Below are 23670 nucleotides of genomic sequence, written 5' to 3' on the forward strand. Positions count from 1 at the left end.
GTTAATACTGAGTTTTGTAGTTAACCAAGTTCAGCGGCAGTTTCTGATCGGCAGCATAGGCTTTCAAATTGGTGAGGAATATATCTACCGCCCGTTCAGCGTAACGGTCCGTGTCGCCTGCAATATGAGGCGTAATCAGGACATTCTCCAGACTCCACAGCGGATGTGACGCGGGTAGCGGTTCCTCCTCGAATACATCCAGTCCGGCAAAGGCAATATGCTTTTGCTCCAGAGAGCGCACAAGTGCATCCGTATGGACAGTGCTGCCACGACCTACATTAATGAAGAAAGCTCCCTTACGCATGGCTGCAAATGCCTTTTCGTCAAAGAAGTGACGGGTTTCCTTGGTGAATGGCAGAATATTTACCACGATATCCGCCTCTCCTAACGCTTCATGTAACTGCTCATTTGTGTACATGCGCTTCACATGAGGGGCATCCTTGCCGGAACGACGAACTCCGATCACTCGCATGCCGAAGGCTTCTGCGATCCGGGCCGTTTCACGCCCGATTTCGCCGACGCCCGTAATCAGCAGTGTTTTACCACGTAATTCCGTTAGGTCGCCTTCCGGTGGCTGCCATGTTTTCTGACGTTGCAAGAGAACTGCTTGCTGTAAATACCGTGTATGCGACAGCAGCATCCCGAAGATTTGCTCCGTAATCGGAACGGCATGAACGCCGCTTGTATTGGTGAGTAAAATATGACGCTTTTCCAGCTCTGCAAGTGGCAGCTTATCAATGCCCGCCGACCAGGTCTGTATCCATTTCAGCTTGCTGTCGGGATGCAAAGCCACTTCGACAATATGCTTGGACCAGCCTAAAATGACCTCGGCCTGTCGGATCTGTTCAGGATTCAGCTCTAGGGCTTTGCCGATGACCAGCTCATAGCCCGGGGCTGCTGCACGAACCTGCTTTTCTTGCTCTGCGGTAAGCTGGTGTAAACTGACGATGCTTCCCATGATTCATTACCTCCTCGGCTTTTAATTCTTTGGAGCTTCCAATATATTCTGATGAATCATCCTTTCAAGGATAACAGATTGGTGAAAAGATTGCATAAATAGGGGTAAAAACGAGCTTGCTGTGTCACTATAGATAACAACGAATGACTGTAGCTCCGATTAGGGATGAAAGGAAGACGATGACCATGAACGGATCAAAGCCGATAGTTTCGCATACAGCACAGACACAAAGACTTTTTACCGCGATTGCTCTCCCAAGCGAGCATAAGGAGGAGTTACGGCGCTGGGTGGAACAGGATGTTAACGAGCTGTCTTTTCGAAAATGGACCGATTTCAGGGATTATCACGTAACACTTCAGTTTATGGGGGATGTGGCGACCAAGGATATACCGGAACTGGAACAGGCTTTATTTCAAGCGGCCGCTGCACATCCCCCGTTCACTCTCGGCATTGGCGAACCGGGGACTTTTGGGCGAGATGGATTTCCGCGTGTGCTATGGAGGGGAGTGACCGGGCAAAAGGATTGTTTGAACCAGCTCCAGCAATCCATAGTTCAGGCTACCGAACCGCTTGGTTTTAAGCCGGAGGGACGGCCTTACCGACCCCATATCACAGTAGCACGTTCATATACAGGGCAGGAGCCTGTTCCGGCGTCTATGTTTCAGTCCAATGACCGGATAGGCGAGTCGTGGGAAGTGGGAGAATTTGTTTTGTATGCGACCCGAATGGGCCAAAAACCGATGTACCAAATAATTCAAACAATCCCATTATTGAGGTGAAACCCTTGATCTATCAGCGATTTTAGTGATATAGTGTTTCAGCGTTATTCAAAAGGCGCATTTTGGGTTACATATCTGAGGAATGTGCCTAGAGTTCACGGGAGGAACATTATGGAAATCGTTAAAGAACATCGTTGGTTTGCACCTCTTTTGAGTGTGCTGCTTGTTTGTATATTGGGGGTAGGCCTCTACGCTGAGGTTCAACAAACACAGAAAAAAAATGCACCTATGCAATCTCTGAGCTGGTCAGGGAACTCTTTGGCTCCTTCACACGGGGACAGGATGGGGACCCGTAACGGGTCAAACAGGACAAGTCCCATCTTTGCCGAGGCTTACCAACAGCCGAGCTGGAGACAAATCATGCCGACTCCGTTACCCGCTTCCCAGATGAAGCAGGCGGGACAAGCCCGGAGCAATGTTGCAACCGGCGTGAAAAAGCCTGAAGTCCAGCATAGCAAGTCCGCAATTCTTACCCCTCCTACAACCATCTACTTTACGAAGACACAAATGCTCTCTCAGGATGACAAGGCGTTGTCTACCTGGAGCTATCATGTCTCCGCTAAAGAACTGCTCCTGCTACAAAAAATAGTCATGGCAGAAGCAGAAGGCGAACCGTACGAAGGCAAAGTGGCAGTTGCCAACGTTGTCTTAAACCGGCTGCGGTCAGCCTCATTTCCCGATACGATTCAGGCAGTCATTTATCAAAAAGCGCAATTTAGTCCGGTCGCGAACGGGCGTCTTCGTCGTGTTCAGCCCAACCAGGACAGCATTCGTGCGGTTACGGCTGCTTTGAACGGCCATAAAGCCGTGCCTGATAATACCTGTTTTTTCCTGTCGCTGACGTTGGCTGAGGATCTTACGGTTCATCATTCGCGTACCAAGGTGAAAACAATCGGCCATCATACCTTTTATAAATAAAGGCAGCCTTCTACAAATAACAGCCCTTTCTAAACAACAGGGTTCAGCTTTGTGAACGTATTTTTTCGTGTACAGGTGAAGCTTGTATGCAAAAAGAGGTATAATGGGTAAAGGAAAGGTATCTAGTTTTGAAAGTGACAATGGAGGTGGCAGATGATATGAAAATCACATATTACGGACATTCAGTGGTGCTGGTGGAGGAAGAGGGCAAACGGATTATCATTGATCCTTTTTTGACTGGAAATCCTAAAGCAACAGTGAAAGCTGAAGACATTCAGGTGGATGCAGTGCTGTTGACGCATGGTCATGCCGATCATTTTGGAGATGCTGTTGAAATTGCCAAGCGCAACGATTGCCCGGTGATTGCGGTGGCGGAATTGGCTGACTATTGTTCATCTCAGGGAGCCAAGGCTCACGGTATGAATCTTGGCGGTGGTCACCAATTTGACGGCTTCCATGTAAAATTCACGCTTGCGTTCCACAGTTCCTCTTTAATGGTGGAGGGACAAACGATATATATGGGTGAGCCTGCGGGCATTTTATTGACCATAGGCGGCAAAACATTTTTCCATGCTGGCGATACCGCCCTGTTTGGCGATATGCGTCTCATTGGGGAAACTAACTCGATAGATGCTGCGGTATTACCGATAGGTGACGGTTATACCATGGGACCGGAGGATGCGCTGCTGGCAGCTAAATGGCTGCGGGCAAGCCGCGTGATACCCGTGCATTACAATACCTTCCCGGGCATTGAGCAGGACGGGAAAGCTTTCTGTGACCGTCTGCACAAGGAAGGGATTGAGGGTAAAGCCCTGAATCCCGGCGAAAGCCTCGAATTTTAACCCGTATTGCCGAATAGCAGTTATACGTCCAAGTACGAGAATATTCAACAGATATCCTTTATCAGCCTTTCTGTTCCTTAGGGAATGGGAAAGGCTGGTTTTTTAAAATGAATATTTATACATAAAAATGGTATGTTTTTGCATTGCCACGTTGAAGCTGTAATGTAAAAGATTTATTATCACAATCATAAAAACTTTGAATTGCTAACATGGTAGGTCAATGATAAAATGATAGAACTAATTAGATTCATCAGTAAATCCGACGTGTTTTTCAAATCAAGCTATTGCATAATTATTGAAAAACATTCGCATTCGGCGGACCGTACCGCCTTGAATACGTCACATGTTTTGTCCCCCAATCCTCGTACTCGTAGTTGTTCTTTGAGTTACCTCTTGTTGCCACTGTCTTCTATTCGGCCGCCTGTATTTCAGGCCAGCATGACTTTATAACAGAAAGGTTGCGTTCCATGAGACAGACAGGTTTACCACCCAAACAGGGATTATATGATCCCCAATTCGAAAAAGACGCCTGCGGCATGGGCTTTGTTGCCCACATCAAGGGAAAACCATCACACGATATCGTAAGTCAGGCTTTGACCATGCTCGTAAATATGGAGCATCGGGGCGGTCAGGGAAGTGAACCGAACTCCGGTGACGGAGCGGGGATTATGATTCAGGTGCCGCATCTGTTTTTCCAAGAGGAAGCGGAGCAACTGGGCTTCAAGCTGCCAAAGGCCGGACATTACGGCGTGGGTATGCTTTTTGTATCCAATGATCCGAAGGTTCGTGAAGTTCATGAGCAGAAGCTGAGAGATATTATCGTAGATGAGGGCCAGAACTGTCTGGGCTTCCGTGATGTTCCGACTTATGACGAAATGCTAGGCAAATCGGCGAAAGCGGCCAAACCGGGTGTACGTCAGGTGTTCATCGGACGCAGCAGCGATTTGAAGGAAGAACTGGACTTTGAACGAAAACTGTATGTTATTCGCAAACGGGCGGAGCTTGCCATTCGCTATAACGAAGAAGACCAGAACCGTGAGTCGTTTTATATCCCGAGTTTGTCATGCCGTAAGGTTGTATACAAAGGAATGCTTACAACCGAGCAGGTAGGACAATTTTATCTGGATTTACAGGATGAGCGGGTGACATCGGCGATCGCGCTGATCCATTCCCGCTTCAGTACGAACACGTTCCCGAGCTGGGATCGTGCGCATCCTTATCGTTTTATGATTCACAACGGTGAAATTAACACGATGCGTGGTAACGTGAACTGGATGCATGCACGTCAGGCCCAGTTTGAAAGTGAAGCGTTTGGCGAAGATATCAGCAAGGTAAAACCGGTAATTAACCCGGATGGCTCCGATACAGCCATGTTTGATAATACGCTTGAATTTCTGTATCTGAGCGGACGTTCCCTTCCTCATGTAGCCATGATGATGGTGCCGGAGCCTTGGAACAAGCATGAAACCATGGACCCGAAGAAGCGGGCATTTTATGAGTATCACAGCACGATGATGGAGCCTTGGGATGGACCGGCTGCAATGGCGTTTACGGATGGTGTGCAGATCGGGGCAATTCTGGACCGCAACGGCCTGCGTCCTGCGCGTTACTATGTGACCAAGGACGATCTGATCGCACTGTCCTCAGAGGCGGGCGTATTGGATATTCCTCCTGAAAATGTACTCTACAAGGATCGTCTTCGTCCGGGTCGTATGCTGTTGGTTGATACCCAAGAAGGCCGTATCGTTTCTGACGAAGAGTTAAAGGAACGTATCGCTTCCGAGGAACCTTATCAGCAATGGCTGGATGAGCACTTGGTTGATCTGGATGAGCTGCCGGAAGCACTAGAACAGCCGGAGCCGAAGCATGAGAATGTGAACCAGCTTCAGCTGGCTTTTGGCTATACGTTTGAAGAACTGCGCAAGATTTTGGAGCCGATGGCGCTCACAGGTGCGGAACCGATTGGCTCGATGGGATATGATGCTCCATTGGCGGTGCTGTCTGACCGTCCACAACGATTGTACAACTATTTTAAACAGATGTTTGCACAAGTCACGAATCCGCCGATTGATGCCATTCGGGAAGAGATCGTAACGTCCACGGCAACTACGATTGGACCTGAGCGCAATTTGCTACATCCAGAACCCGAAAGCTGTCGTCAGATTCGTCTGGATTCACCGGTGTTGTCGAATGAGGAATTTGCTAAAATTCGTCACGTCCACCGTCCAGGCTTCAAGTCGATGACGATTCCGATCTTCTTTGAAGCGAAGGAAGGCGCAGAGGGACTGCGTAAAGCACTCGAAGGACTGTTTGAGGCTGCTGACCGTGTCATTGACAAGGGTCATAACATCCTGATTCTGTCCGACCGTGGCGTGGATGCTGAGAATGCGGCCATTCCGGCGTTGCTGGCTGTTTCTAGCCTGCATCATCACTTGATCAAGCAGGGTACACGCACACGTGTAAGTATTTTGCTGGAGTCCGGAGAGCCGAGAGATATTCATCATTATGCGGTGCTGCTTGGCTACGGCGTGAGTGCGGTTAATCCGTATCTGGCTTTCGAAACGCTGGATGTCATGATTCAAGAGGGCTTGCTGCGCGGCATTTCGCACGAAAAAGCAATTAAAAATTATATTAAAGCTGCTACCAAGGGTGTAGTTAAAATATTGTCCAAAATGGGTATTTCCACGATTCAGTCGTACCGTGGAGCACAGATTTTTGAGGCCGTAGGTCTCAAACAGGAGTTTGTTGATCGCTACTTTACCTGGACACCTTCCCGCATTGGCGGTATCGGTCTGGAAGAAGTCACGGTGGAAGCGCTGGCTCACCACAACCGGGCTTTTACCGACAAGGACGGCAACGACAAAGTGTTGGATTCAGGCGGCGAATATCAATGGCGTAACGATGGGGAAGAGCATTTGTTTAATCCGCAAACGGTACATTTGCTTCAGCAGTCGGTTCGCTCGGGAGACTACAAGCTGTACAAGAAATACGCCAAGCTGGTGCAGGGCGAAAGTGAACAGTATTTGACGATCCGCTCCATGCTTCAGTTGAAGTCCGTGGGTGAACCTGTGCCACTGGATGAAGTGGAATCTGCTGCATCGATTATGCGTCGTTTTAAGACGGGAGCTATGTCCTTTGGCTCGATCAGTCAGGAAGCGCATGAAGATATGGCGATTGCGATGAACCGTATCGGCGGCAAGAGCAATACGGGTGAAGGTGGGGAAAACCCTGCACGTTTCATACCGGATGCCAATGGCGATTCCCGTCGCAGCTCGATCAAGCAGGTGGCATCAGGCCGATTCGGTGTAACGTCGAATTATTTGGTGAACGCCGATGAAATTCAGATTAAAATGGCGCAAGGCGCGAAGCCGGGCGAAGGCGGACAACTGCCAGGACGCAAGGTGTATCCTTGGGTGGCAGAGGTGCGCGGTTCTACACCGGGCGTGGGACTGATTTCGCCGCCGCCGCACCACGATATTTATTCTATCGAGGATTTGGCAGAGCTGATCTATGATCTCAAAAATGCCAATCCGCGTGCTGACATTAACGTGAAGCTGGTATCGGAGGTAGGCGTGGGCACGATTGCTACAGGAGTGGCTAAAGGCCGTGCTGACATTATTCTGGTCAGCGGCTATGACGGCGGTACAGGTGCTTCTCCGCAAGGCTCCATCCGCCATGCGGGTATGCCTTGGGAGCTGGGTCTGGCCGAGACGCATCAGACGCTGATGCTGAACAACCTGCGCGACCGTGTAGTGCTGGAGACAGACGGCAAGATGCTGTCCGGCCGCGATCTGGTGGTAGCTGCCCTGCTGGGAGCAGAAGAATATGGCTTCTCTACAGCGCCGCTTGTGGCGTTGGGCTGTATTATGATGCGGGTATGCCAAATGGACACCTGTCCGGTTGGTGTAGCTACGCAGAATCCGGAGCTGCGCAAAAATTATATGGGTGATCCTGCCCATGTGGTGAATTTTATGCGTTTCATCGCAGAAGATGTCCGCGAAATTATGGCCGAGCTGGGCTTCCGCACGATTCAGGAAATGATCGGACGCACGGATTGTCTGGATACCGTGAACGCCGACTCGCACTGGAAGAAGAAAGGCGTCGATCTAAGCTTGCTGCTGCATGTTCCTGAGCTGGAAGACGGCAGTGTACGTTACCGCGTACAACGCCAAAACCACGGTCTGGAAGAAACGCTTGATATGCAGAAGCTCGTACCGATGGCTGCCGGGGCGCTGGAGAACGGAACAGCTGTAGAGGCTACCTTGCCTATAACGAACGTGAATCGGGCCGTAGGTACGATTCTGGGCAGCGAGGTTACCCGTAAGTACGGAGCGGCGGGGCTGCCTGAGGATACGATTCGCTTTAACTTCATCGGATCAGCAGGTCAGAGCTTTGGGGCGTTTATTCCGAAAGGTATCACGCTGAGCGTTGAAGGCGATAGCAATGACTATGTAGGTAAAGGGCTATCCGGTGGTAAGGTTATTGTGAAGAAATCCCACAAAGCGACCTTTAAGGCGGAAGAGAACATTATTATCGGAAATACGGCTTTGTATGGAGCGACCAGCGGGGAAGCTTATATTAGCGGAATTGCAGGGGAACGCTTTGCCGTCCGGAACTCTGGCGCACGTATCGTTGTCGAGGGTGTCGGCGATCATGGCTGTGAGTATATGACAGGCGGACGTGTAGCTGTACTGGGCGAAACCGGACGGAATTTCGGAGCAGGGATGTCTGGAGGTATTGCATACGTCTATGACCCTCAGGGAACGTTCCTAAGCCGTTGTAACCTGGAGATGGTGTTGCTGGAAGGCGTGGAAGATCCTGCGGAAGCAGCGGATCTGCGCGGTTTGATTCAGCGCCATGTCACGTACACAGGCAGTGAAGCGGGACAACGTATTTTGGATGACTGGCAGAATGCGATTCAGCAGTTTGTACGGGTGATTCCGAAGGATTACAAGCGTATGGTTGAACAGATACAAAAAGAAGAGGCAACCGGTTTGAGCGGGGATGAGGCTCTGCTGGCTGCATTTGAAGCCAATATGCGTGAATTGGCGCGTGCCGGGGGCTAATGTAGCCCCGCACCAAATTCACTGAAAAAAGGACAGGCTGAATACCGCTGTTATGATCACGGTGGTACCAGCAAGTCCTTTTTTTAGTTCTCTGAAAATATGATTTATGTCCTTGACAAACGTTATAGTTTCTGACATTACCCTCAAAATGTTTTCCTGAAACGGTAAATATGTTATAAAAAGTTAGAATGTAACCGTTTACGTGAGAGTTTATGTCTTGTTATTTATTTTTGGATTGGTTATGATTTTTTAGAGTACACAAACAAATCCCCATCGTCCCTTCAAAACATAGAATAGGGTGACAGGATGAAGTTGAAGAAGTCAGCAGAAGACAAAATGATTTTTTTGTATCGGTATGTATCACTATCTTTAACGTCGCTTGTTTTTTTGTTCGAATCATCCAGATTAAATGTGTGGCAGAAGTTATTACTCATTGTGTTTCTATTTTTATCTGTTACATTATTTACGTGGATTTACCGCAAGTACAGACTTCATGATATGGTTTTGAAATGCAGCATTGCTCTGGAAACCGCAGGGATCATTTTGTTGCTGCTCCCGACGGGAGGGATGGATAGTCCGTTCAAATGGTATGTGATTACCCCTATGTTGGTGGCTTGTGCTCACCTCTCTATGAGGTACAGTTGGACGCTCCTTCTTTCTTATATCGGCTTGGTACTCACATTTTGTTATATCTTTTTTACACCAGGTCAATATTTTTTGTGGGATATGGTGTTGCAAAATGCGAATTTATTCCTGGTGCTGATTGTGACCACGATGGCCATGCAGGTGATCGGTGTCATGAAGAATGAGTTGAAGATGGCGAAGGAGCAAGCTAATGAGACGATGGAACATATTAAGTCGATTTACCACATCATGGAGACAACTAGCCACAACGAGGCATTGAATCTGGGGCAGGTCATCTCGGACTACACGGTTAAGCTGACAAAGCAGAGCCGCGCATTTTTCTGGTTGGACAGTCAGGAGGAGGATGCGCCGGAGAGCAGTCAGACAGGTTGGACGGTGGAGGAAGAGGAGCAGCTATTCGAGGAGCTCGGGAATTATCGCGAGGAATTCAGGGAAGAGCGGGAGCCGTTTTTCAGGCATCTGCCGGAATGGGGCGATTTTCTCATGATCACGGTACCGATGACGACTCGTTTTGTAGCAACCATCGGACTCAAACTGGGCCCAGATCAAAGTTTGACGGGAAGACGCTGGCTCGTGCAGCAACTAATATTCCTGGCTGAGCTGAGCGCCGTATTTTTGGAGCGCTACGAGCTGGAGCGAATCGAAAATCAGTTGATTGTAACGAACGAGCAGAACCGGATTGCGAATGAAATGCATGATAATGTATCACAAAGTCTTTTTGGCATTGTATACGCGACGCATTCACTTCGGCAGACATGGCATGATCAGCCCAAGGAGCAGGTGGAGGAACAAATTGAGCTGATTCAGCAATCCGCCAACCAGGCAGTCAGGGAGCTGAAAGGGGCCATTCATAGCCTAAGCTCGAAAAAGAGCGGGGGGCCAACTTGGTTAGGAACGGTGAAAAGCCATCTGCATACGCTGTCCAAGCTGAATCATGTACAGATTGACTTTGATATTCATGGGGATCATTTTTCACTGCCGTACTTGTATCAAAAGGCTTTATTTCGTATCATATCCGAAGCCGCAGGTAACGCAATCCGGCATGGGTTGGCCAAGCGGATTGATGTGAAGTTAAAATTGACGCCCCAGGTGATTAGACTGTCTATTCATGACGACGGAGTAGGGTTCGAGACGGGTAGAATGGTAGCAGGAGGTGAGACGGTCAGTGCAGGCAGTGGCCTGGGCATGATGAATATGGAATATTTAGCTCAATCAATGGGAGGTGAATTTGATATTTCAAGTCGAATCGGAGAGGGAACACAGATCCGATTGTCCATTCCAGTAAATGCTTATGAATAAAGATGTGTAAACATCCTGCAATACAAAATCTGCGGTAACAATCGGATACATAGGGATTATGCAAATCCTGAACTGTAGACAGGAGGCCGAATCATGAAAATTGTCATTGTCGATGATCATCCTTTAGTACGGAAAGGACTCGCTGCGGTTATATCCATGCAGCCCAATGTTCAGTTTGCGGGAGAGGCCCAGAATCAACAGGAAGCACTTGTGGTTATCGAGGAAACCGACCCGGATCTGGTGCTGCTGGACTTGAAACTTGCCGACGAATCAGGTCTGGATATTATCAAAATAGCACGCGGACGCGGGTTCAGAAGCAAATTTATTTTGCTGACATCCTCGGCCACACGAGAAGACTTCCTGAAAGCGGAGGAAGCTTCTGTGGACGGCTACGTACTCAAGGAGGCTTTGCCTGAGGAACTAATTTACGCGATTCATCTTGTCAACAAAGGACGCAAATATTATGATCCTGCTATTCTGGAGAACAAGCTGCGGGAGGATGCGGGCAATCTGACAGACGACCTGACACCGAAGGAAAAGGAAGTATTGGTCGAGCTGGGACAGGGAGTCTGCAACCGCGAGATTGCATCCCGGTTATTCATCAGCGAATTTACAGTCAAAAAGCATGTCAGTCAGATTTTGGCCAAGCTGCGGCTGGCGGATCGGACGCAGGCAGCGTTGTATGCCAATGCGATTGGTCTGGCGAAGTACGAGCCAACGAACATCTAGCGTGTGATACGCTGAAGGCGGTGGCGATGGAAAGCATGTCCGACTGGGCAGTGCGCCCATGTAGCTTTCCAGTTCAGTTTATATAGCGATTAACAGAAGAAGCCTCAAAATCACCAGCTTCGGTGGTTTTGGGGCTTTTTTTCGATTTATTTTTCCATAATCAACAAAGACTGGTACAAAAGTATACCATGCTGTAGCCAAAAGTATACAATCTCCTCCCCCTGTAGTGATGGAGAAAGTGCCGTCCGGTTCCATGTCGTTCCCACAGCAGCTTGTTACAATTAGATCATACTTAAAATAAGAAGAGAAATTGTATGGGAGGGAGGATTTTTGTGGAGAAAACCATTTTGGATTATCTGGTACTAATCAAAAAAAGATTGTGGCTGATTGCGATTTTTGTCATTCTCTCATGCGTAACGACTTACTTTGTGAGCGACAATGTCGTGAAGCCGGTCTATTCCGCCTCAAGTCAGCTGCTGGTTAATCATATTTCCGGTAAGCAGGGGAGCAACAATCTGAACGACGTCAACACAAGTCTTAATTTGGTGGAAAGCTACAAGCAAATTCTCACTTCACCCAAAATTATGGAGGCTGTCGTAACGGCTCATCCTGAATTCGGCTTGACGCAGCAAAAGCTCGCAGAAAAGCTACAGGTCAAAACCTCGGATAAAAGTCAGGTCATCGGCTTGACGTTTGAGGCAGGGAGTTATTCACAGGCCGCCGCTGTTGTCAACGCGGTAACCCAGAAATTCGTGCAGGCGGTTCCGGGGCTGATGGAATTGAATAATGTGAAAATTTTGAATGAGGCGGACCCGCGGGCCAATCCTGATCCCACCAATGGGAATCCGCTCATGAATATTGCGATTAGCTTTCTCGTATCGCTGATGATTGCGCTGGGCACGATTGTGTTCCTGGAAAGCATCAACGGTACGCTGCGCACGGAAAAAGAGGCAGATGCGGACATCGGTATTCCGGTGATTGCATCGATCCCTGTCATTCGCAAGAAGGACATCAACGGCGCAGCCGGAAATTCCAAAGAACGGGTAGGGGAGCGTAAATATGCTGCGATTGAATGACATGTTGATTACAGAAAGCAATCCTTCATCGTATGTCTCGGAATCATTCCGTTCCCTCCGTACATACATCCGGCAGCAGGTCATCGGGCAGACGGACCGCGGGACGGTGCTGCTGCTGACCTCGCCAGAAAGCGGAGCGGGCAAAACAACGCTGCTCGCCAACATCGGCGTTTCCTTTGCACAGGAAGGCAGGAAGGTGGCTCTGGTGGATTGCAATCTCCATACACCAGCGTTGCACGAGATATTCGGATTGGAGAATACCGGAGGTTTATCGGCTTATTTGCGCGGTGGAGCTCCTTCCAAGTCCATCGTCAGGCATGGCGTGCCGGAGCTGTCTGTTATTCCCGGCGGCGACACCTTATACAACGCGGCTGATCTGCTCGGCAGTGAACGCATGGTGGAGCTGCTGGAAGAGCTAAAACGCGAATATGACATCATACTGCTCGACTCGGCTCCAGCGCTGAACTATACGGATGCCCGCCTGGTCGCAAGCTTGACGGATGGTGTGATTCTCGTCGCCAGACATGCCCGGACCAAACGGGAAGATTTACGTAAAACAAAGCAGCTCATGGATCAGGCCGGTGCGACACTGGTTGGAATTGTGATGAATCAGGTGAAGTAAGCAACACCAAAATTCGATGAAGCAAGGAGAATGAGTGCGATGACGAAAAGAGTGAAGAAGGCCATTATTCCAGCAGCAGGGTTGGGTACGCGCTTCCTTCCTGCAACCAAAGCAATGCCTAAGGAAATGCTTCCGATTATCAATAAGCCCACAATTCAATATATCGTGGAAGAAGCAATTGCATCTGGTATTGAGGACATTATTATCGTAACGGGCAAAGGCAAGCGTGCGATTGAGGATCACTTTGACAACGCATTTGAGCTGGAATCGAAGCTGCTGGAGGACGGCAAGCTGAAGCTTCTGGAAGAGGTACAGCGTTCTTCGGGAGTAGAAATTCACTACATTCGCCAGAAAGAACCTAAAGGCTTGGGACATGCGGTATGGTGCGCAAGACGCTTTATCGGGGACGAGCCGTTCGGCGTACTGCTGGGCGATGATATCGTAACAGGTCAGAAGCCTTGCTTGCGTCAGTTGATGGATCAATATGAGGAAACTCAAAATTCCGTTATCGGTGTGCAGCGGGTACCGCAGGAGTTCACGAACCGCTACGGCATCATTGAACCGGATCAACAGGACGGACGCCTGTACCGGGTAAACAATTTTATAGAAAAACCGGCTCCGGGCACAGCGCCTTCCGATCTGGCAATTATGGGCCGTTATGTATTCTCACCGAAAATTTTCAAATATCTCGATCTTCAGGAAAAAGGGGCAGGCGGCGAAATTCAGTTGACCGATGCCATCCAAAAGCTGAATCAAAGCGAGCGCGTGTACGCCTATGACTTTGAAGGAACACGTTATGACGTGGGCGAGCGTCTTGGTTATATTTTGACCACACTTGAATTTGCACTCGCTAGCGATGATTTGAAGTATCCGGTTATAGAGGCCATGCACGAGTGGCTGAAAAAGACCGAGAAAGCAACCACGGCAGGTTGAGAGGGGGTACGTCAGCATGAGCATGGAAAATTTACCGGAGGACGGCGAGGCTGTCATGTCAGGTAAAGCGTTTTACATGCCATACGGAAATACACAAATTCAGGATAAAACGTCTTATCTGGTAACCAAGCGATTGCTCGATATGTTGCTGTCTTTCGTGGGTTTGATCGTATTACTGCCGCTTTTTATCGTGGTGGGTGTTTTGATCAAGCTCGAGGATCCGAAGGGAAGCGTGTTTTTCAAGCAAATTCGGGTGGGCAAGAATGAGAAGCTATTCAACATGTATAAATTCCGTTCAATGGTGTCCAATGCCGAGGAGCTGAAAAAGGACTTACTGGAGCTGAATGAAGTGAGCGGCGCCATGTTCAAAATTAAAAACGATCCGCGGATTACGAAGATTGGCAGTTTTTTGCGCAAGACGAGTATTGATGAGATTCCGCAGCTGTGGAATGTGCTGGTCGGGGACATGACGTTAGTGGGTCCGCGTCCGCCATTGCCGAGCGAGGTTGAGCAATACTCCGATTATGACAAGCAACGCCTGATTGTAACACCGGGATGTACCGGCTACTGGCAGGTGAGCGCACGTAACAGCGTAGGCTTCGAAGAAATGGTGCAAATGGATTTGAAGTATATTCATGTTCGCAATACGTGGCTCGATCTGAAAATTATCATGAAAACAGGCATTAAAATGCTGTTCTCCAAGGATGCTTACTGATGGATGCATTCAAGCGATGTCCCGCAGTGTCCGTCGTTATTTGCACCTATAACCGGGCGGACCTGCTGGAAAAAACGCTAATGTCCCTGCTGGAGCTAAATGACCTTGCACTGGCTGAGATCATTGTGGTCGATAACCGTTCCACCGATCATACAGCAGCGACGATCAAAAGGTTCACTGTCGCCCATGGTCAGAATATCCATCTCCGGTATCATTATGAGCGCGAGCAAGGATTATCAGCCGCTCGTAATGCGGGCATTACGTTATCGAGGGCAGAAGTCATTGCTTTTCTGGATGATGATGCGATCCCGTGTGTTACATGGCTGCAAACGATTATGTCGACCTTTGGGAATAATCCAGAGCTGACGGCCATGGGCGGAAAGATAGATCCTTTGTTTGAAACGGAACGACCGGGCTGGCTGACAGGACCGCTTGAGCTGCCCTACACAATTATTGACTTGGGAAAAGCCATCCGTGAATATCCGCCGGGACTGAATCCGTTCGGAGCAAATATGGCCATGCGCAAAACGGCTTTTGCTGCCGTGATGTTCCCGCTTCATTTGGGAAGAAAGGGAGACCTCCTCTTATCCGGTGAAGAATCGTGGGTGTTCGAGCAGATTCGTAAAAATGGCGGAACGATCATGTACCATCCTCACATGGCAGTGAAGCATTTTGTTCCGGCTGCACGGTTAACAAAGGAATGGATCATGAACCGTTACTACTGTCAGGGCATGTCTCACGCTGTTCAGGCCGTAGGTCTGCGCGGCAACGTGATGCTGATGGCGAAGACAGCAGCCAAATGGCTATACAACACGATGGACTCCCTGCTGGCACGTACTGAGGGCAGGAAGCTGTTGAACCGGTGCAGATTTGAAAGTATACGGGGAACCCTGGATACGCTGCGCAACCGAAAAAGCGAGTCAGCTGCGGGGTGAAAGATTGAACATGAGCAATTATCCTTGGACTTCGAGAATAAACACAATACAGCATGTTTTCATTTTTCTTCTGGGCGCTCTTGCTGTAGGAATTGCGGCTACTTATCAGCCCGTGGCCAGCATTGCGGCGGTATGCTTACTGCTTCTGCTGGCCGTTTCTATCCATCATCCGGAGCGCATCAGCTATGCAGTTCTGCTGAGCACGGCGGTATCGGTGGATTCCCTGTATCAGGGTGGCGTATTCGGTATCGAGATTTTGTCATTGTACAAATTGGGTATTTTGGCCTTGCTGGTACCTTGCATGCTCGTTTACGGCATACGCCTCAAATTTAGCTATCCGATCTGGGCATTGATGATCATGCTAGGGATTACATTTGGATTTTCAGCATGGCTGCCTACGCTGACGACCTCGATTGCAGTAAAAGCTTTCGTCGGACTATCGTTGCCCTTCTTTTTTCTACTGATCCAGTGGAAGAAGGATGTGGCCGAAAAGCATATCCGGCTGATCAGCCTGCTGCCGATCATTAGTGTGGTTGTCGGACTCGGTTTACAGGTCGTAGGGCTGCATTCGTTTACCGATGTGGAATTTACGGGGGCGGTGAGAGTACAGGGAGCGAACATTCCGCCGCATCTGGCGATGCTCTCCTTTCTCGGGATTGCCGTCTCGCTGATTGAGGTCAAACGCAAGCCGCAGCAAGCTGCTTTTTATTATACGGTGCTGGCACTGAACTTTCTGATTCTGATTGCTACCGGCACACGCGGGCCAATTCTGGCACTGTTGCTAATGTTTGCTGTGTATCTGTTCGATATCGCCCGGCAGTATCTCAAGGGAAAAGTCAATTATTTGCTACCGCTGGCCGGATCGTTTTTGATTGCTCTGGGGGCGGTGGCCCTGCAATGGAACAATTTAAAAAAACGCTCCTTCGAGCGGGAGACCGATACGGGAATTGACCTGTCGGGACGCTCGGAGGCATGGGAATATTTCTTGAACAGAGTACAGGATTATCCGTGGTCAGGCAGGGGTCTTGGCGCGGTGACGGTTGCGAACGACGGGACATTATTCAAAGGCTTTGTCGTACCGCATAACGAGTATATACGCTTTTATTTTGACACGGGATATGTCGGCTGCGGGCTATTAATGCTTTCATTGCTGGTCGTGTTCGTTCTCATTTACCGGTCGCTTGCCAAATCGATCAAACCTTATTTTGCAAGCTTGATTGCGGGCTTTCTGATCTATTCGTTTTCAGATAACACGTTGTCGACGGTTCAGATGATTATTCCGTTTTGCTGGTATTTGAACGCGTTATACCAGACATCTACTCAAACCGATTTTCGCAAAGAGAAGTGATACGATGAGCAGAGTGAACATGTTCGATGTCAACTTTGATAATTATGATTTTAACGATCTACTCGAATTTATAGATACTTCTATTGTGCATCAGCGTCATTCCTACATTTTGACCTGTAATGTCGATCATGTGATCAAGCTTCGCAAGGATGATGAATTCCGCAAGGTATATTCCGATGCGGGAGCTGTGGTGGCCGATGGAATGCCCATTATTTGGGCGTCCAGGTTGCTGAAAAAGCCCCTCAAGCAAAAGGTGTCAGGCTCCGATCTGTTCACCCGGCTGGGGGAGGCTTTTGAGGATCGAGGCTATCGGTTGTTTTTTCTGGGTGCGGCGGACGGTATTCCCGAGAAGGCTATGCTCAATCTTCAGGAATCGTACCCGAACATGAATGTGGTGGGCTGCTACTCTCCCTCCTATGGCTTTGAGAAAAATGAGGAAGAGAACAGACACATTGTCCAATTGCTGCAAGAGGCTCGCCCGGACATCGTTTTTGTCGGCGTAGGCGCACCTAAACAGGAAAAATGGATTTACAGATATTACGAGACATATCGCGCTCCAATTTCGATAGGGGTGGGAGCTACGTTTGATTTTCTGTCGGGAAATGTGAAACGTGCACCGGAGCTGATGCAGAAGACGGGATTTGAATGGTTTTGGCGGTTGTCTCAGGAGCCTAAGCGTTTGTGGAAAAGATACTTGATTGAGGATTCCCAGTTTCTCGTTCTGCTGTTTAAGGAAATGTTCAAGCGGAAACGGATGAAGGGAGGTCAGGGGTGAGAAACATGAGTCGATTGGCAGATCAGCAGGTTTCCGTTTGGTTAGGAAATCGGCGTGGAATCAGCATGATCGGCATGGGAGTGTTGGCTTGTATGCTGCCGCTCGCCATCGGATTTGTCAGCGCCAAGATGAATCCGACCATGAGCCAGCAGGGGGCCATATTGCTGGCGCTCGTTTTTCCGGCCTTTTTGCTGGCGATCATTCAATCGCGGATGCTGATTCCGTACACCCTGGTGGTGTGGGCAGTAGGACCGGAAATCCGGCGCATTGCGGACTGGATGGAGGGAACGTATCACTCGGTGTCCTTGTTGAGCTTGGCACCCTTGCTGGTAAGCAGCATGTTGATTATTCCCGTGCTGCGTGGCATTCATCAGGCGGAAAAGCCATTGACCCGGATTGCTGTGTTTTTTGGGATTGAACTGGCCTACGGAAGTTTGGTCGGGTTGTTCAAAAATGGAATTGTTTTTGCCTATGATTTAGCCAACTATGTGATTCCTTTGCTACTGCTGCCTTATCTTGCGATTAAGCCCATGAAAGCAAAGGAACTGGATCGTCTGCTGTATTCCTATGCTAACATTGCCGTTCTCGTGGCGATTTACGGCATTATTCAGTATTTGACAGTCCCTCCTTGGGATGCGTTTTGGATGAATAACGTAGAGATGAATTCTATCGGTATACCAGAGCCGCTCCAAATCAGAGTTTTCTCTTCTATGAACTCGCCTGGTCCCTGCGCTATTTTCCTGGCAATGGCGCTCGTACCCATGCTGATGGAAAAACGGTGGCGCGGCACATTGGGATGGATCGGAGTCCTGCTGACGATCGTTTGTCTTTTGATCACGCTGGTACGTTCAGCCTGGCTGATTGCATTCGTTATGCTGCTGGCTTATATTCTCACTTCATCCTCCAAGGGCAAGTGGAAAACCTTGTTTCAACTTGCTGTCGTTGGCCTCCTTCTCTACATCCTTGTTCCGAAGCTGCCGGGAGCAGAAGGTCTGGTGGCCCGCATGCAAACGTTGACGGATATTCAACAGGATCATTCGTACAATGAACGCCTGGATCTGTTGAATACGATGCTTCCGGCCATTGTCGGTAACCCGGTGGGGCAGGGGATCGGGAGCGTAGGAATCGGAACCAAGCTTGATAATGGCGGCGATCTCGGTGAACTTGGGATTATGGATAATGGCTACATTGCCATTTTCCTCACCTTCGGTATTTGCGGAGCATTCTTTTTCTTCGGTGGTCTGATCGTTATCATCAAGCGCCTTCTCGTCCGCATTGCCGAGCGAGATGCCAGTCAGCCTTATATCAGACTTGCATTGGCTACGTGGGCCGGAGCTGTAGCCAGTCTCATATCGGATAACGGTTTTCCCGGTATGCGCGGCTATCTGATTTGGATGATGATCGGAATAGGACTGTGGGCAAAAGATGTCATCGCGGAAAGAAGGTAAAGGCTGTGCAAAACTTACAAACATTATCCGCACCTGTTCGGACACTATGGTCCACAGTGGTTCGCTTTGCCAAAAGCAAGGATAGCAGCTCGGCAGCAGTCAAAACGATGATATTCAGCATGCTGATTCTCGTCGTGAACATGCTGACTGGCGTGCTGACGGCCCGATTCCTGGGTCCTACCGGACGCGGGGAACAGACAGCGATGGTGAACTGGTCCCAATTTCTCGCCTTCTGCATGAGCTTCGGTGTCCCGTCCGCTTTGATTTACAATGCGAAAAGGAACCCGGAGGAAACAGGCAAGCTGTACGGCCTCGCCTTGCTACTGGCGGCGATGTTCGGGGGCTTGGCGACACTTATCGGCGTGTTCCTGATTCCTTATTGGCTGCGCTCCTTTTCTTCATCGGTCATCCTGTTCGCGCAATGCTCCATGATGATGTGTCCGCTTATCGCGATCTCGCAGATCAATAATGCATTGCTTCAGGTCCGGTCGGAATACAAGCAGTACAATTTGTTCCGGTATCTGGTGCCGCTGAGTACGCTGCTGGGTCTGGCGATCCTGATCCTGACGGGTCATATGAATCCGTACACCTCAGCCTTGGCCTATTTGCTGCCAGGCTTGCCGATTTATATCGGTGTCACGATTCGAATGGTTCGGCTGTACAAACCGAAGGTGAAGAACAGCTGGACGCAATTCAAAAATCTCTTTACCTACGGCATGGGTTCATACGGGAACGATCTCATGGGGCAGGTTTCTAGTTACATTGATCAGATCCTGATTGCGGGTCTGCTCAGACCGGCTGATCTCGGTTTATATGCGGTAGCGGTCAGCTTGGCCCGGATGGTGAATGTATTTTCAACCTCGATTATCGTCGTGCTCTTTCCCAAAGCCTCTGGGTTAAACAAGGAGGACGCGGTTGCGATAACATTTCGGGCGTTTCGAGTGACTTCAACAGCAACGATTCTGGCTGCCATGATGCTGACGCTGATTGCTCCGTTCGTATTTACATTGCTATATGGTCAGGAGTTTAAACAAGCGCTTACGGTATTCCGGTTACTGGTGCTTGAGGTTGCTATCAGCGGAGGAACCATGGTGCTGGCACAGCAATTCATGGCGCTGGGTAAGCCCAAGCTGGTTACCATCCTACAGGGTGTCGGATTGGCACTCGTCATACCATTGCTGTCTATACTCGTTCCGAGATACGGCTTGACGGGTGCAGGGATAGCGATGCTGTCTTCGGGGATTCTACGATTCGTTTTCATTTTATGTAATGTTAAATTCGTTCTGAAAATGAAAATTCCGAGACTGCTTATTTCCAAACAAGATATTCAATGGCTCCGATCAACGATGTCACACTACATCCGGAAAAAGCCAGTTAACGGTTAGATAAAGAAGGAGGCACCCCCTAATGAACCACATGTCTAGCGTTCCCGCGGACAACCGGATATCCGTAGTTATTATCGCTCAGGATGATGGCACTCGAATCACAGCCGCCATCAAATCCTGCAAGCCCTTTGCGGACGATATCGTCGTCATTGACGGAGGGAGCAAGGACAATACGATTCAGGTAGCTGAATCATTGGGCTGTCGGGTGTTTTCCAACCCGTGGCCCGGTTATGCGAAGCAGCGCATGTTTGGTGTTGAAAAAGCCGAATTTGATTGGATTTTCCTGATTGATACGGACGAGGTGGTAGATGCGGAGCTTCTTGGAGATTTGTTGAAGATCAAGGAAACGCTCCATGATCCAGCCAAAGCATACTCTGTGTTTCGAATTGGTGATTTTCTGGGCAAATGGATGAACAAAGGCGAGTATTTGGTTCGTCTGTACAATCGGCGTATTTACGGCATTACAAATAGTCTTGTTCATGAAATGCCGGATGTAGCCTCTTCCCAGATCATCAATCTGGAGGGCGTGTTATGGCACTATGGCTTCCGCAGCATCAGTGATCATATGACCCGTTTTAACAAGTACACAGACCTCGAAGCGGAGACGGCATTTAACAAAGGCAGATCCTTTCGGATTACCAGATTGTTGTTGCGGCCTCCAGCCCGCTTTGTGCAGAAGTATTTTGTTCAAGGCTTATACCGCAAGGGATTGGCAGGTTTTGCAGTGGCGGTCTTCTGGGTGATGTATGAGTTTCTAGTCTGCTTCAAGCATTATGAGCTGACGAAGCGGCGGAAAAAAATAGAGATTGTGGAAGACGAACAGACCGAGCAGAAAGGAGAAACCAGCTATGTTGTACAATAACGGATTTCGCATTGCAGCAACAGGGCTTAGCTGGCCGTCCTTGCAGCCCGGCGGTTTAAACACCTACTTCAAATCCATCTGTGAGCAACTGGCGGAACAAAATACGCTGGATGCTTTAATCTGTAGCGATGAGAAGCCGCAAGTGCCTGACAGTATCCGAATTCATTCGATTGGCAGCAAGCAGCAATCCATCTGGAAGCGTCGAGAGCTGATGCAAAAATATGCAGCAACGCTGTTCGACAAGCAGCCGATAGATGTGCTGTACTCCCATTTTGCCCCCTATGGTGTCGGACCGGCGCTGGAGGCGAAAAAACGGGGAATTCCGGTAGTCACCACCTTCCACGGCCCATGGACAGAGGAAATGAAGATTGAAGGGCAAGGACTCAAGCATCTGCTGAAAACGACGTTGGCCAAATCCATTGAAATGAAGGCTTATGGTCTGGCGGACAAATTTGTAGTGCTGAGCGAAACCTTTCGGGATATTTTGCATGAGCATTATAAGGTTCCACTCAGCAAAATCCATATCATTCCCGGTGCAGCGAATGTAGAAAGGTTCCATCCGGCAGAGGATCGGGGTACGGTGCGGGAACGGCTGAATTTGCCACAGAATGCGACGATTGTGCTGACCGTCCGTCGTCTTGTTAACCGAATGGGACTGTTGCAACTGCTGGAAGCATGGCGGCGGGTCACCGAGCGTCATCCTGATCATCTGCTGTTGATTGGCGGGAAGGGACCTCTGATGGAGGAACTGGCCTCCAAGGTGGCAGAATACAATCTTCATAATCATGTGAGATTGCTTGGGTATGTATCGGATGAGGAACTCCCCCTGTATCATCAGGCATCGAATATGTTCGTTGTGCCGACACAGGCGCTGGAGGGTTTCGGTCTGATCACGGTGGAGGCGATGGCCTCGGGGCTGCCGGTGATGGCGACTCCTGTAGGCGGCAACAAGGAAATTTTAAGTGGATTCCGTCCGGAGCTGTTGTTCCGGGGAACAGACAGCGAAGCCATTGCGGAAGGACTGCTGCGTGTGCTGGATAACCGCGAAGCCCTTCCTGACGCACGGGAATGCAGGGACCATGTCCTGAGCAAATATACGTGGGGGCATGTGGCGGAGCAGGTGGAAGATGTGTTCCGGCAGGCCCTTGACAGAAAGGCGGCGGCAAAATGCTGAGAATAGCTTATATTGACCACACGGCAAGATGGAGCGGCGGCGAAGTCGCTTTGTATAACATACTGACGAACATCGGGGAACATATCGATCCGCTCGTCATTTTGGCGGAGGAAGGTGATTTGGCAGATCGCCTCCGGCAACGTGACATTGATGTGCGTATCGTTCCGCTGGATGATTCTATCCGCAATCGGGGGCGAAATGCCGTCAATCTGGGTGCGCCTGCGGCAGCCTACCGGCTGTTGGCTTATGGGAAAAAGCTTGCACCTTTGCTGCGCGAGGAAAAGGTCGTGTGTGTTCACACGAATTCGCTCAAGTCGGCGTTCTACGGCGCAGTAGCCGCGAAGACAGCGAAGGTGCCGTTGATCTGGCATATTCGTGACCATATCGGCCCGCCGTACCTGAAGCCGATTGTCGCCAAAGGCATTCGCCTGATGTCCCGCTTTTTGCCTAACGGCGTCATTGCCAACTCCAAGTCCACGCTAAGTGCGCTGGAGCTGCCCCCGGACAAAAAGACGCTCGTCGTCTACTCGGCATTTGCCAAAGCGATTACGGCTCGTGATGTGACCGCAAATTCACGTGACGATGACTCGTTTAACGTCGTATTGGTCGGCAGACTGGCAGAGTGGAAGGGACAGCACATTTTACTGGAAGCGGCGCGCTCTTTTTTACCGGATAAGCGTGTGAAATTTTGGCTGGCTGGAGATGCGCTGTTCGGCGAAGAGGAATACAAACGCCGTCTGGAATCCACAATGCGCGAATACGGATTAGACAACGTCAATTTACTTGGACACGTCGATGACATTCAGGGCCTGATGCAGCGCTGTGATCTGCTCATTCACACCTCCATCACACCGGAGCCGTTTGGGCAGGTCATTATTGAAGGCATGGCCGCAGGTCTGCCGGTGATTGCTTCGAATGAGGGTGGACCCAAGGAAACCGTCGTACCGAACGAAACCGGGCTGCTTATTGAACCGGGTGATCCAGCCAAGCTGGAAGAAGCCATCCGCTGGATGCTGGAGCATCCACAGGAACGTCAGCAAATGGGCGATAAGGGGATGGAACGGGTCAAGAAGCATTTTGTTATCGAGAACACGGTTAAGGATATAGTTCATTACTATAAGGGTTTGTTGGCAGGAGTCTGACCGACATTCGCGTTAAAGG

General features: G+C 49.6%; 19 protein-coding genes. 18 read left to right on the forward strand and 1 reads right to left on the reverse strand.

Going from position 1 to position 23670, the window contains the following annotated elements; translation table 11 throughout:
- Position 1: 1 nt before the first annotated feature.
- The gene (locus tag AC0WRU_RS05730; protein WP_476127589.1) at positions 2–958 is read right to left on the reverse strand and encodes a D-2-hydroxyacid dehydrogenase; all 957 of its coding nucleotides are present in this window, start codon (positions 956–958) and stop codon (positions 2–4) included.
- 185 nt (positions 959–1143) lie between these two features.
- Between AC0WRU_RS05730 and thpR the strand changes: the two genes are divergently transcribed.
- The 18 genes from thpR to AC0WRU_RS05820 all read left to right on the forward strand — a co-directional run bounded on the left by thpR (position 1144) and on the right by AC0WRU_RS05820 (position 23651).
- A complete protein-coding gene (gene thpR / locus AC0WRU_RS05735; protein WP_476127590.1) occupies positions 1144–1737 on the forward strand; it encodes an RNA 2',3'-cyclic phosphodiesterase in 594 nt (197 codons plus the stop codon).
- A 111-nt stretch (positions 1738–1848) separates the two neighbouring features.
- The gene (locus AC0WRU_RS05740; protein WP_025685127.1) at positions 1849–2655 is read left to right on the forward strand and encodes a cell wall hydrolase; all 807 of its coding nucleotides are present in this window, start codon (positions 1849–1851) and stop codon (positions 2653–2655) included.
- A gap of 158 nt (positions 2656–2813) precedes the next feature.
- Positions 2814–3497 (forward strand): metal-dependent hydrolase, encoded by a 684-nt coding sequence (locus tag AC0WRU_RS05745; protein WP_476127591.1) that lies wholly within the window; start codon positions 2814–2816, stop codon positions 3495–3497.
- A gap of 467 nt (positions 3498–3964) precedes the next feature.
- Positions 3965–8563: a glutamate synthase large subunit gene (gltB, locus tag AC0WRU_RS05750; RefSeq protein ID WP_476127592.1), complete on the forward strand. Its 4599-nt coding sequence runs from the start codon at positions 3965–3967 to the stop codon at positions 8561–8563.
- Between the two features lie 306 nt (positions 8564–8869).
- Positions 8870–10507 (forward strand): sensor histidine kinase, encoded by a 1638-nt coding sequence (locus AC0WRU_RS05755; protein ID WP_476127593.1) that lies wholly within the window; start codon positions 8870–8872, stop codon positions 10505–10507.
- 93 nt (positions 10508–10600) lie between these two features.
- Entirely contained in the window at positions 10601–11236 is a 636-nt protein-coding gene (locus AC0WRU_RS05760) for a response regulator (RefSeq protein WP_476127594.1), read from the forward strand.
- A 332-nt stretch (positions 11237–11568) separates the two neighbouring features.
- On the forward strand, positions 11569–12312 hold the full coding sequence (locus AC0WRU_RS05765) for a YveK family protein (RefSeq protein WP_476127595.1): 744 nt from the start codon (positions 11569–11571) through the stop codon (positions 12310–12312).
- Positions 12296–12934, forward strand: coding sequence for a CpsD/CapB family tyrosine-protein kinase (locus tag AC0WRU_RS05770; protein WP_476127596.1), 639 nt, complete (start codon positions 12296–12298; stop codon positions 12932–12934). The genes AC0WRU_RS05765 and AC0WRU_RS05770 overlap by 17 nt, the downstream gene beginning before the upstream one ends.
- 39 nt (positions 12935–12973) lie before the next feature.
- Positions 12974–13867 carry a UTP--glucose-1-phosphate uridylyltransferase GalU gene (gene galU / locus AC0WRU_RS05775; protein ID WP_014280252.1) on the forward strand — a complete coding sequence of 298 codons (894 nt, stop codon included), beginning with the start codon at positions 12974–12976 and terminating at the stop codon, positions 13865–13867.
- A 16-nt stretch (positions 13868–13883) separates the two neighbouring features.
- Complete coding sequence (locus tag AC0WRU_RS05780; RefSeq protein WP_476127597.1) at positions 13884–14582, forward strand: sugar transferase; 699 nt, start codon at positions 13884–13886, stop codon at positions 14580–14582.
- The gene (locus AC0WRU_RS05785) at positions 14582–15517 is read left to right on the forward strand and encodes a glycosyltransferase (protein WP_476127598.1); all 936 of its coding nucleotides are present in this window, start codon (positions 14582–14584) and stop codon (positions 15515–15517) included. Before AC0WRU_RS05780 ends, AC0WRU_RS05785 begins: the two co-directional genes overlap by 1 nt.
- Positions 15518–15527: 10 nt before the next feature.
- Entirely contained in the window at positions 15528–16865 is a 1338-nt protein-coding gene (locus AC0WRU_RS05790) for an O-antigen ligase family protein (protein ID WP_476127599.1), read from the forward strand.
- Between the two features lie 4 nt (positions 16866–16869).
- On the forward strand, positions 16870–17640 hold the full coding sequence (locus AC0WRU_RS05795) for a WecB/TagA/CpsF family glycosyltransferase (protein WP_476127600.1): 771 nt from the start codon (positions 16870–16872) through the stop codon (positions 17638–17640).
- Positions 17641–17645: 5 nt separating this feature from the next.
- On the forward strand, positions 17646–19088 hold the full coding sequence (locus AC0WRU_RS05800) for an O-antigen ligase family protein (RefSeq protein WP_476127601.1): 1443 nt from the start codon (positions 17646–17648) through the stop codon (positions 19086–19088).
- Between the two features lie 5 nt (positions 19089–19093).
- Positions 19094–20473 carry a lipopolysaccharide biosynthesis protein gene (locus AC0WRU_RS05805; RefSeq protein WP_476127602.1) on the forward strand — a complete coding sequence of 460 codons (1380 nt, stop codon included), beginning with the start codon at positions 19094–19096 and terminating at the stop codon, positions 20471–20473.
- A 22-nt stretch (positions 20474–20495) separates the two neighbouring features.
- Complete coding sequence (locus AC0WRU_RS05810) at positions 20496–21335, forward strand: glycosyltransferase family 2 protein (RefSeq protein ID WP_025685115.1); 840 nt, start codon at positions 20496–20498, stop codon at positions 21333–21335.
- Positions 21322–22509 carry a glycosyltransferase family 4 protein gene (locus tag AC0WRU_RS05815; protein ID WP_476127603.1) on the forward strand — a complete coding sequence of 396 codons (1188 nt, stop codon included), beginning with the start codon at positions 21322–21324 and terminating at the stop codon, positions 22507–22509. The genes AC0WRU_RS05810 and AC0WRU_RS05815 overlap by 14 nt, the downstream gene beginning before the upstream one ends.
- A complete protein-coding gene (locus AC0WRU_RS05820) occupies positions 22503–23651 on the forward strand; it encodes a glycosyltransferase family 4 protein (RefSeq protein WP_476127604.1) in 1149 nt (382 codons plus the stop codon). The genes AC0WRU_RS05815 and AC0WRU_RS05820 overlap by 7 nt, the downstream gene beginning before the upstream one ends.
- The last annotated feature ends 19 nt before the right edge of the window (positions 23652–23670 follow it).

It is taken from the genome of Paenibacillus sp. 1-8, from assembly GCF_056316205.1.

Excerpts from the sequence above, each read along its gene's own strand:
- AC0WRU_RS05780 (WP_476127597.1), top strand. The coding sequence starts at position 13,884 with ATGAGCATGGAAAATTTACCGGAGGACGGCGAGGCTGTCATGTCAGGT.
- AC0WRU_RS05795 (WP_476127600.1), top strand. The coding sequence starts at position 16,870 with ATGAGCAGAGTGAACATGTTCGATGTCAACTTTGATAATTATGATTTT.
- AC0WRU_RS05730 (WP_476127589.1), bottom strand. The coding sequence starts at position 958 with ATGGGAAGCATCGTCAGTTTACACCAGCTTACCGCAGAGCAAGAAAAG.
- AC0WRU_RS05760 (WP_476127594.1), top strand. The coding sequence starts at position 10,601 with ATGAAAATTGTCATTGTCGATGATCATCCTTTAGTACGGAAAGGACTC.
- AC0WRU_RS05810 (WP_025685115.1), top strand. The coding sequence starts at position 20,496 with ATGAACCACATGTCTAGCGTTCCCGCGGACAACCGGATATCCGTAGTT.
- AC0WRU_RS05800 (WP_476127601.1), top strand. The coding sequence starts at position 17,646 with ATGAGTCGATTGGCAGATCAGCAGGTTTCCGTTTGGTTAGGAAATCGG.
- AC0WRU_RS05755 (WP_476127593.1), top strand. The coding sequence starts at position 8,870 with ATGAAGTTGAAGAAGTCAGCAGAAGACAAAATGATTTTTTTGTATCGG.
- AC0WRU_RS05770 (WP_476127596.1), top strand. The coding sequence starts at position 12,296 with ATGCTGCGATTGAATGACATGTTGATTACAGAAAGCAATCCTTCATCG.
- AC0WRU_RS05790 (WP_476127599.1), top strand. The coding sequence starts at position 15,528 with ATGAGCAATTATCCTTGGACTTCGAGAATAAACACAATACAGCATGTT.
- galU (WP_014280252.1), top strand. The coding sequence starts at position 12,974 with ATGACGAAAAGAGTGAAGAAGGCCATTATTCCAGCAGCAGGGTTGGGT.
- AC0WRU_RS05815 (WP_476127603.1), top strand. The coding sequence starts at position 21,322 with ATGTTGTACAATAACGGATTTCGCATTGCAGCAACAGGGCTTAGCTGG.
- AC0WRU_RS05745 (WP_476127591.1), top strand. The coding sequence starts at position 2,814 with ATGAAAATCACATATTACGGACATTCAGTGGTGCTGGTGGAGGAAGAG.
- AC0WRU_RS05740 (WP_025685127.1), top strand. The coding sequence starts at position 1,849 with ATGGAAATCGTTAAAGAACATCGTTGGTTTGCACCTCTTTTGAGTGTG.
- AC0WRU_RS05820 (WP_476127604.1), top strand. The coding sequence starts at position 22,503 with ATGCTGAGAATAGCTTATATTGACCACACGGCAAGATGGAGCGGCGGC.
- AC0WRU_RS05785 (WP_476127598.1), top strand. The coding sequence starts at position 14,582 with ATGGATGCATTCAAGCGATGTCCCGCAGTGTCCGTCGTTATTTGCACC.
- gltB (WP_476127592.1), top strand. The coding sequence starts at position 3,965 with ATGAGACAGACAGGTTTACCACCCAAACAGGGATTATATGATCCCCAA.
- thpR (WP_476127590.1), top strand. The coding sequence starts at position 1,144 with ATGAACGGATCAAAGCCGATAGTTTCGCATACAGCACAGACACAAAGA.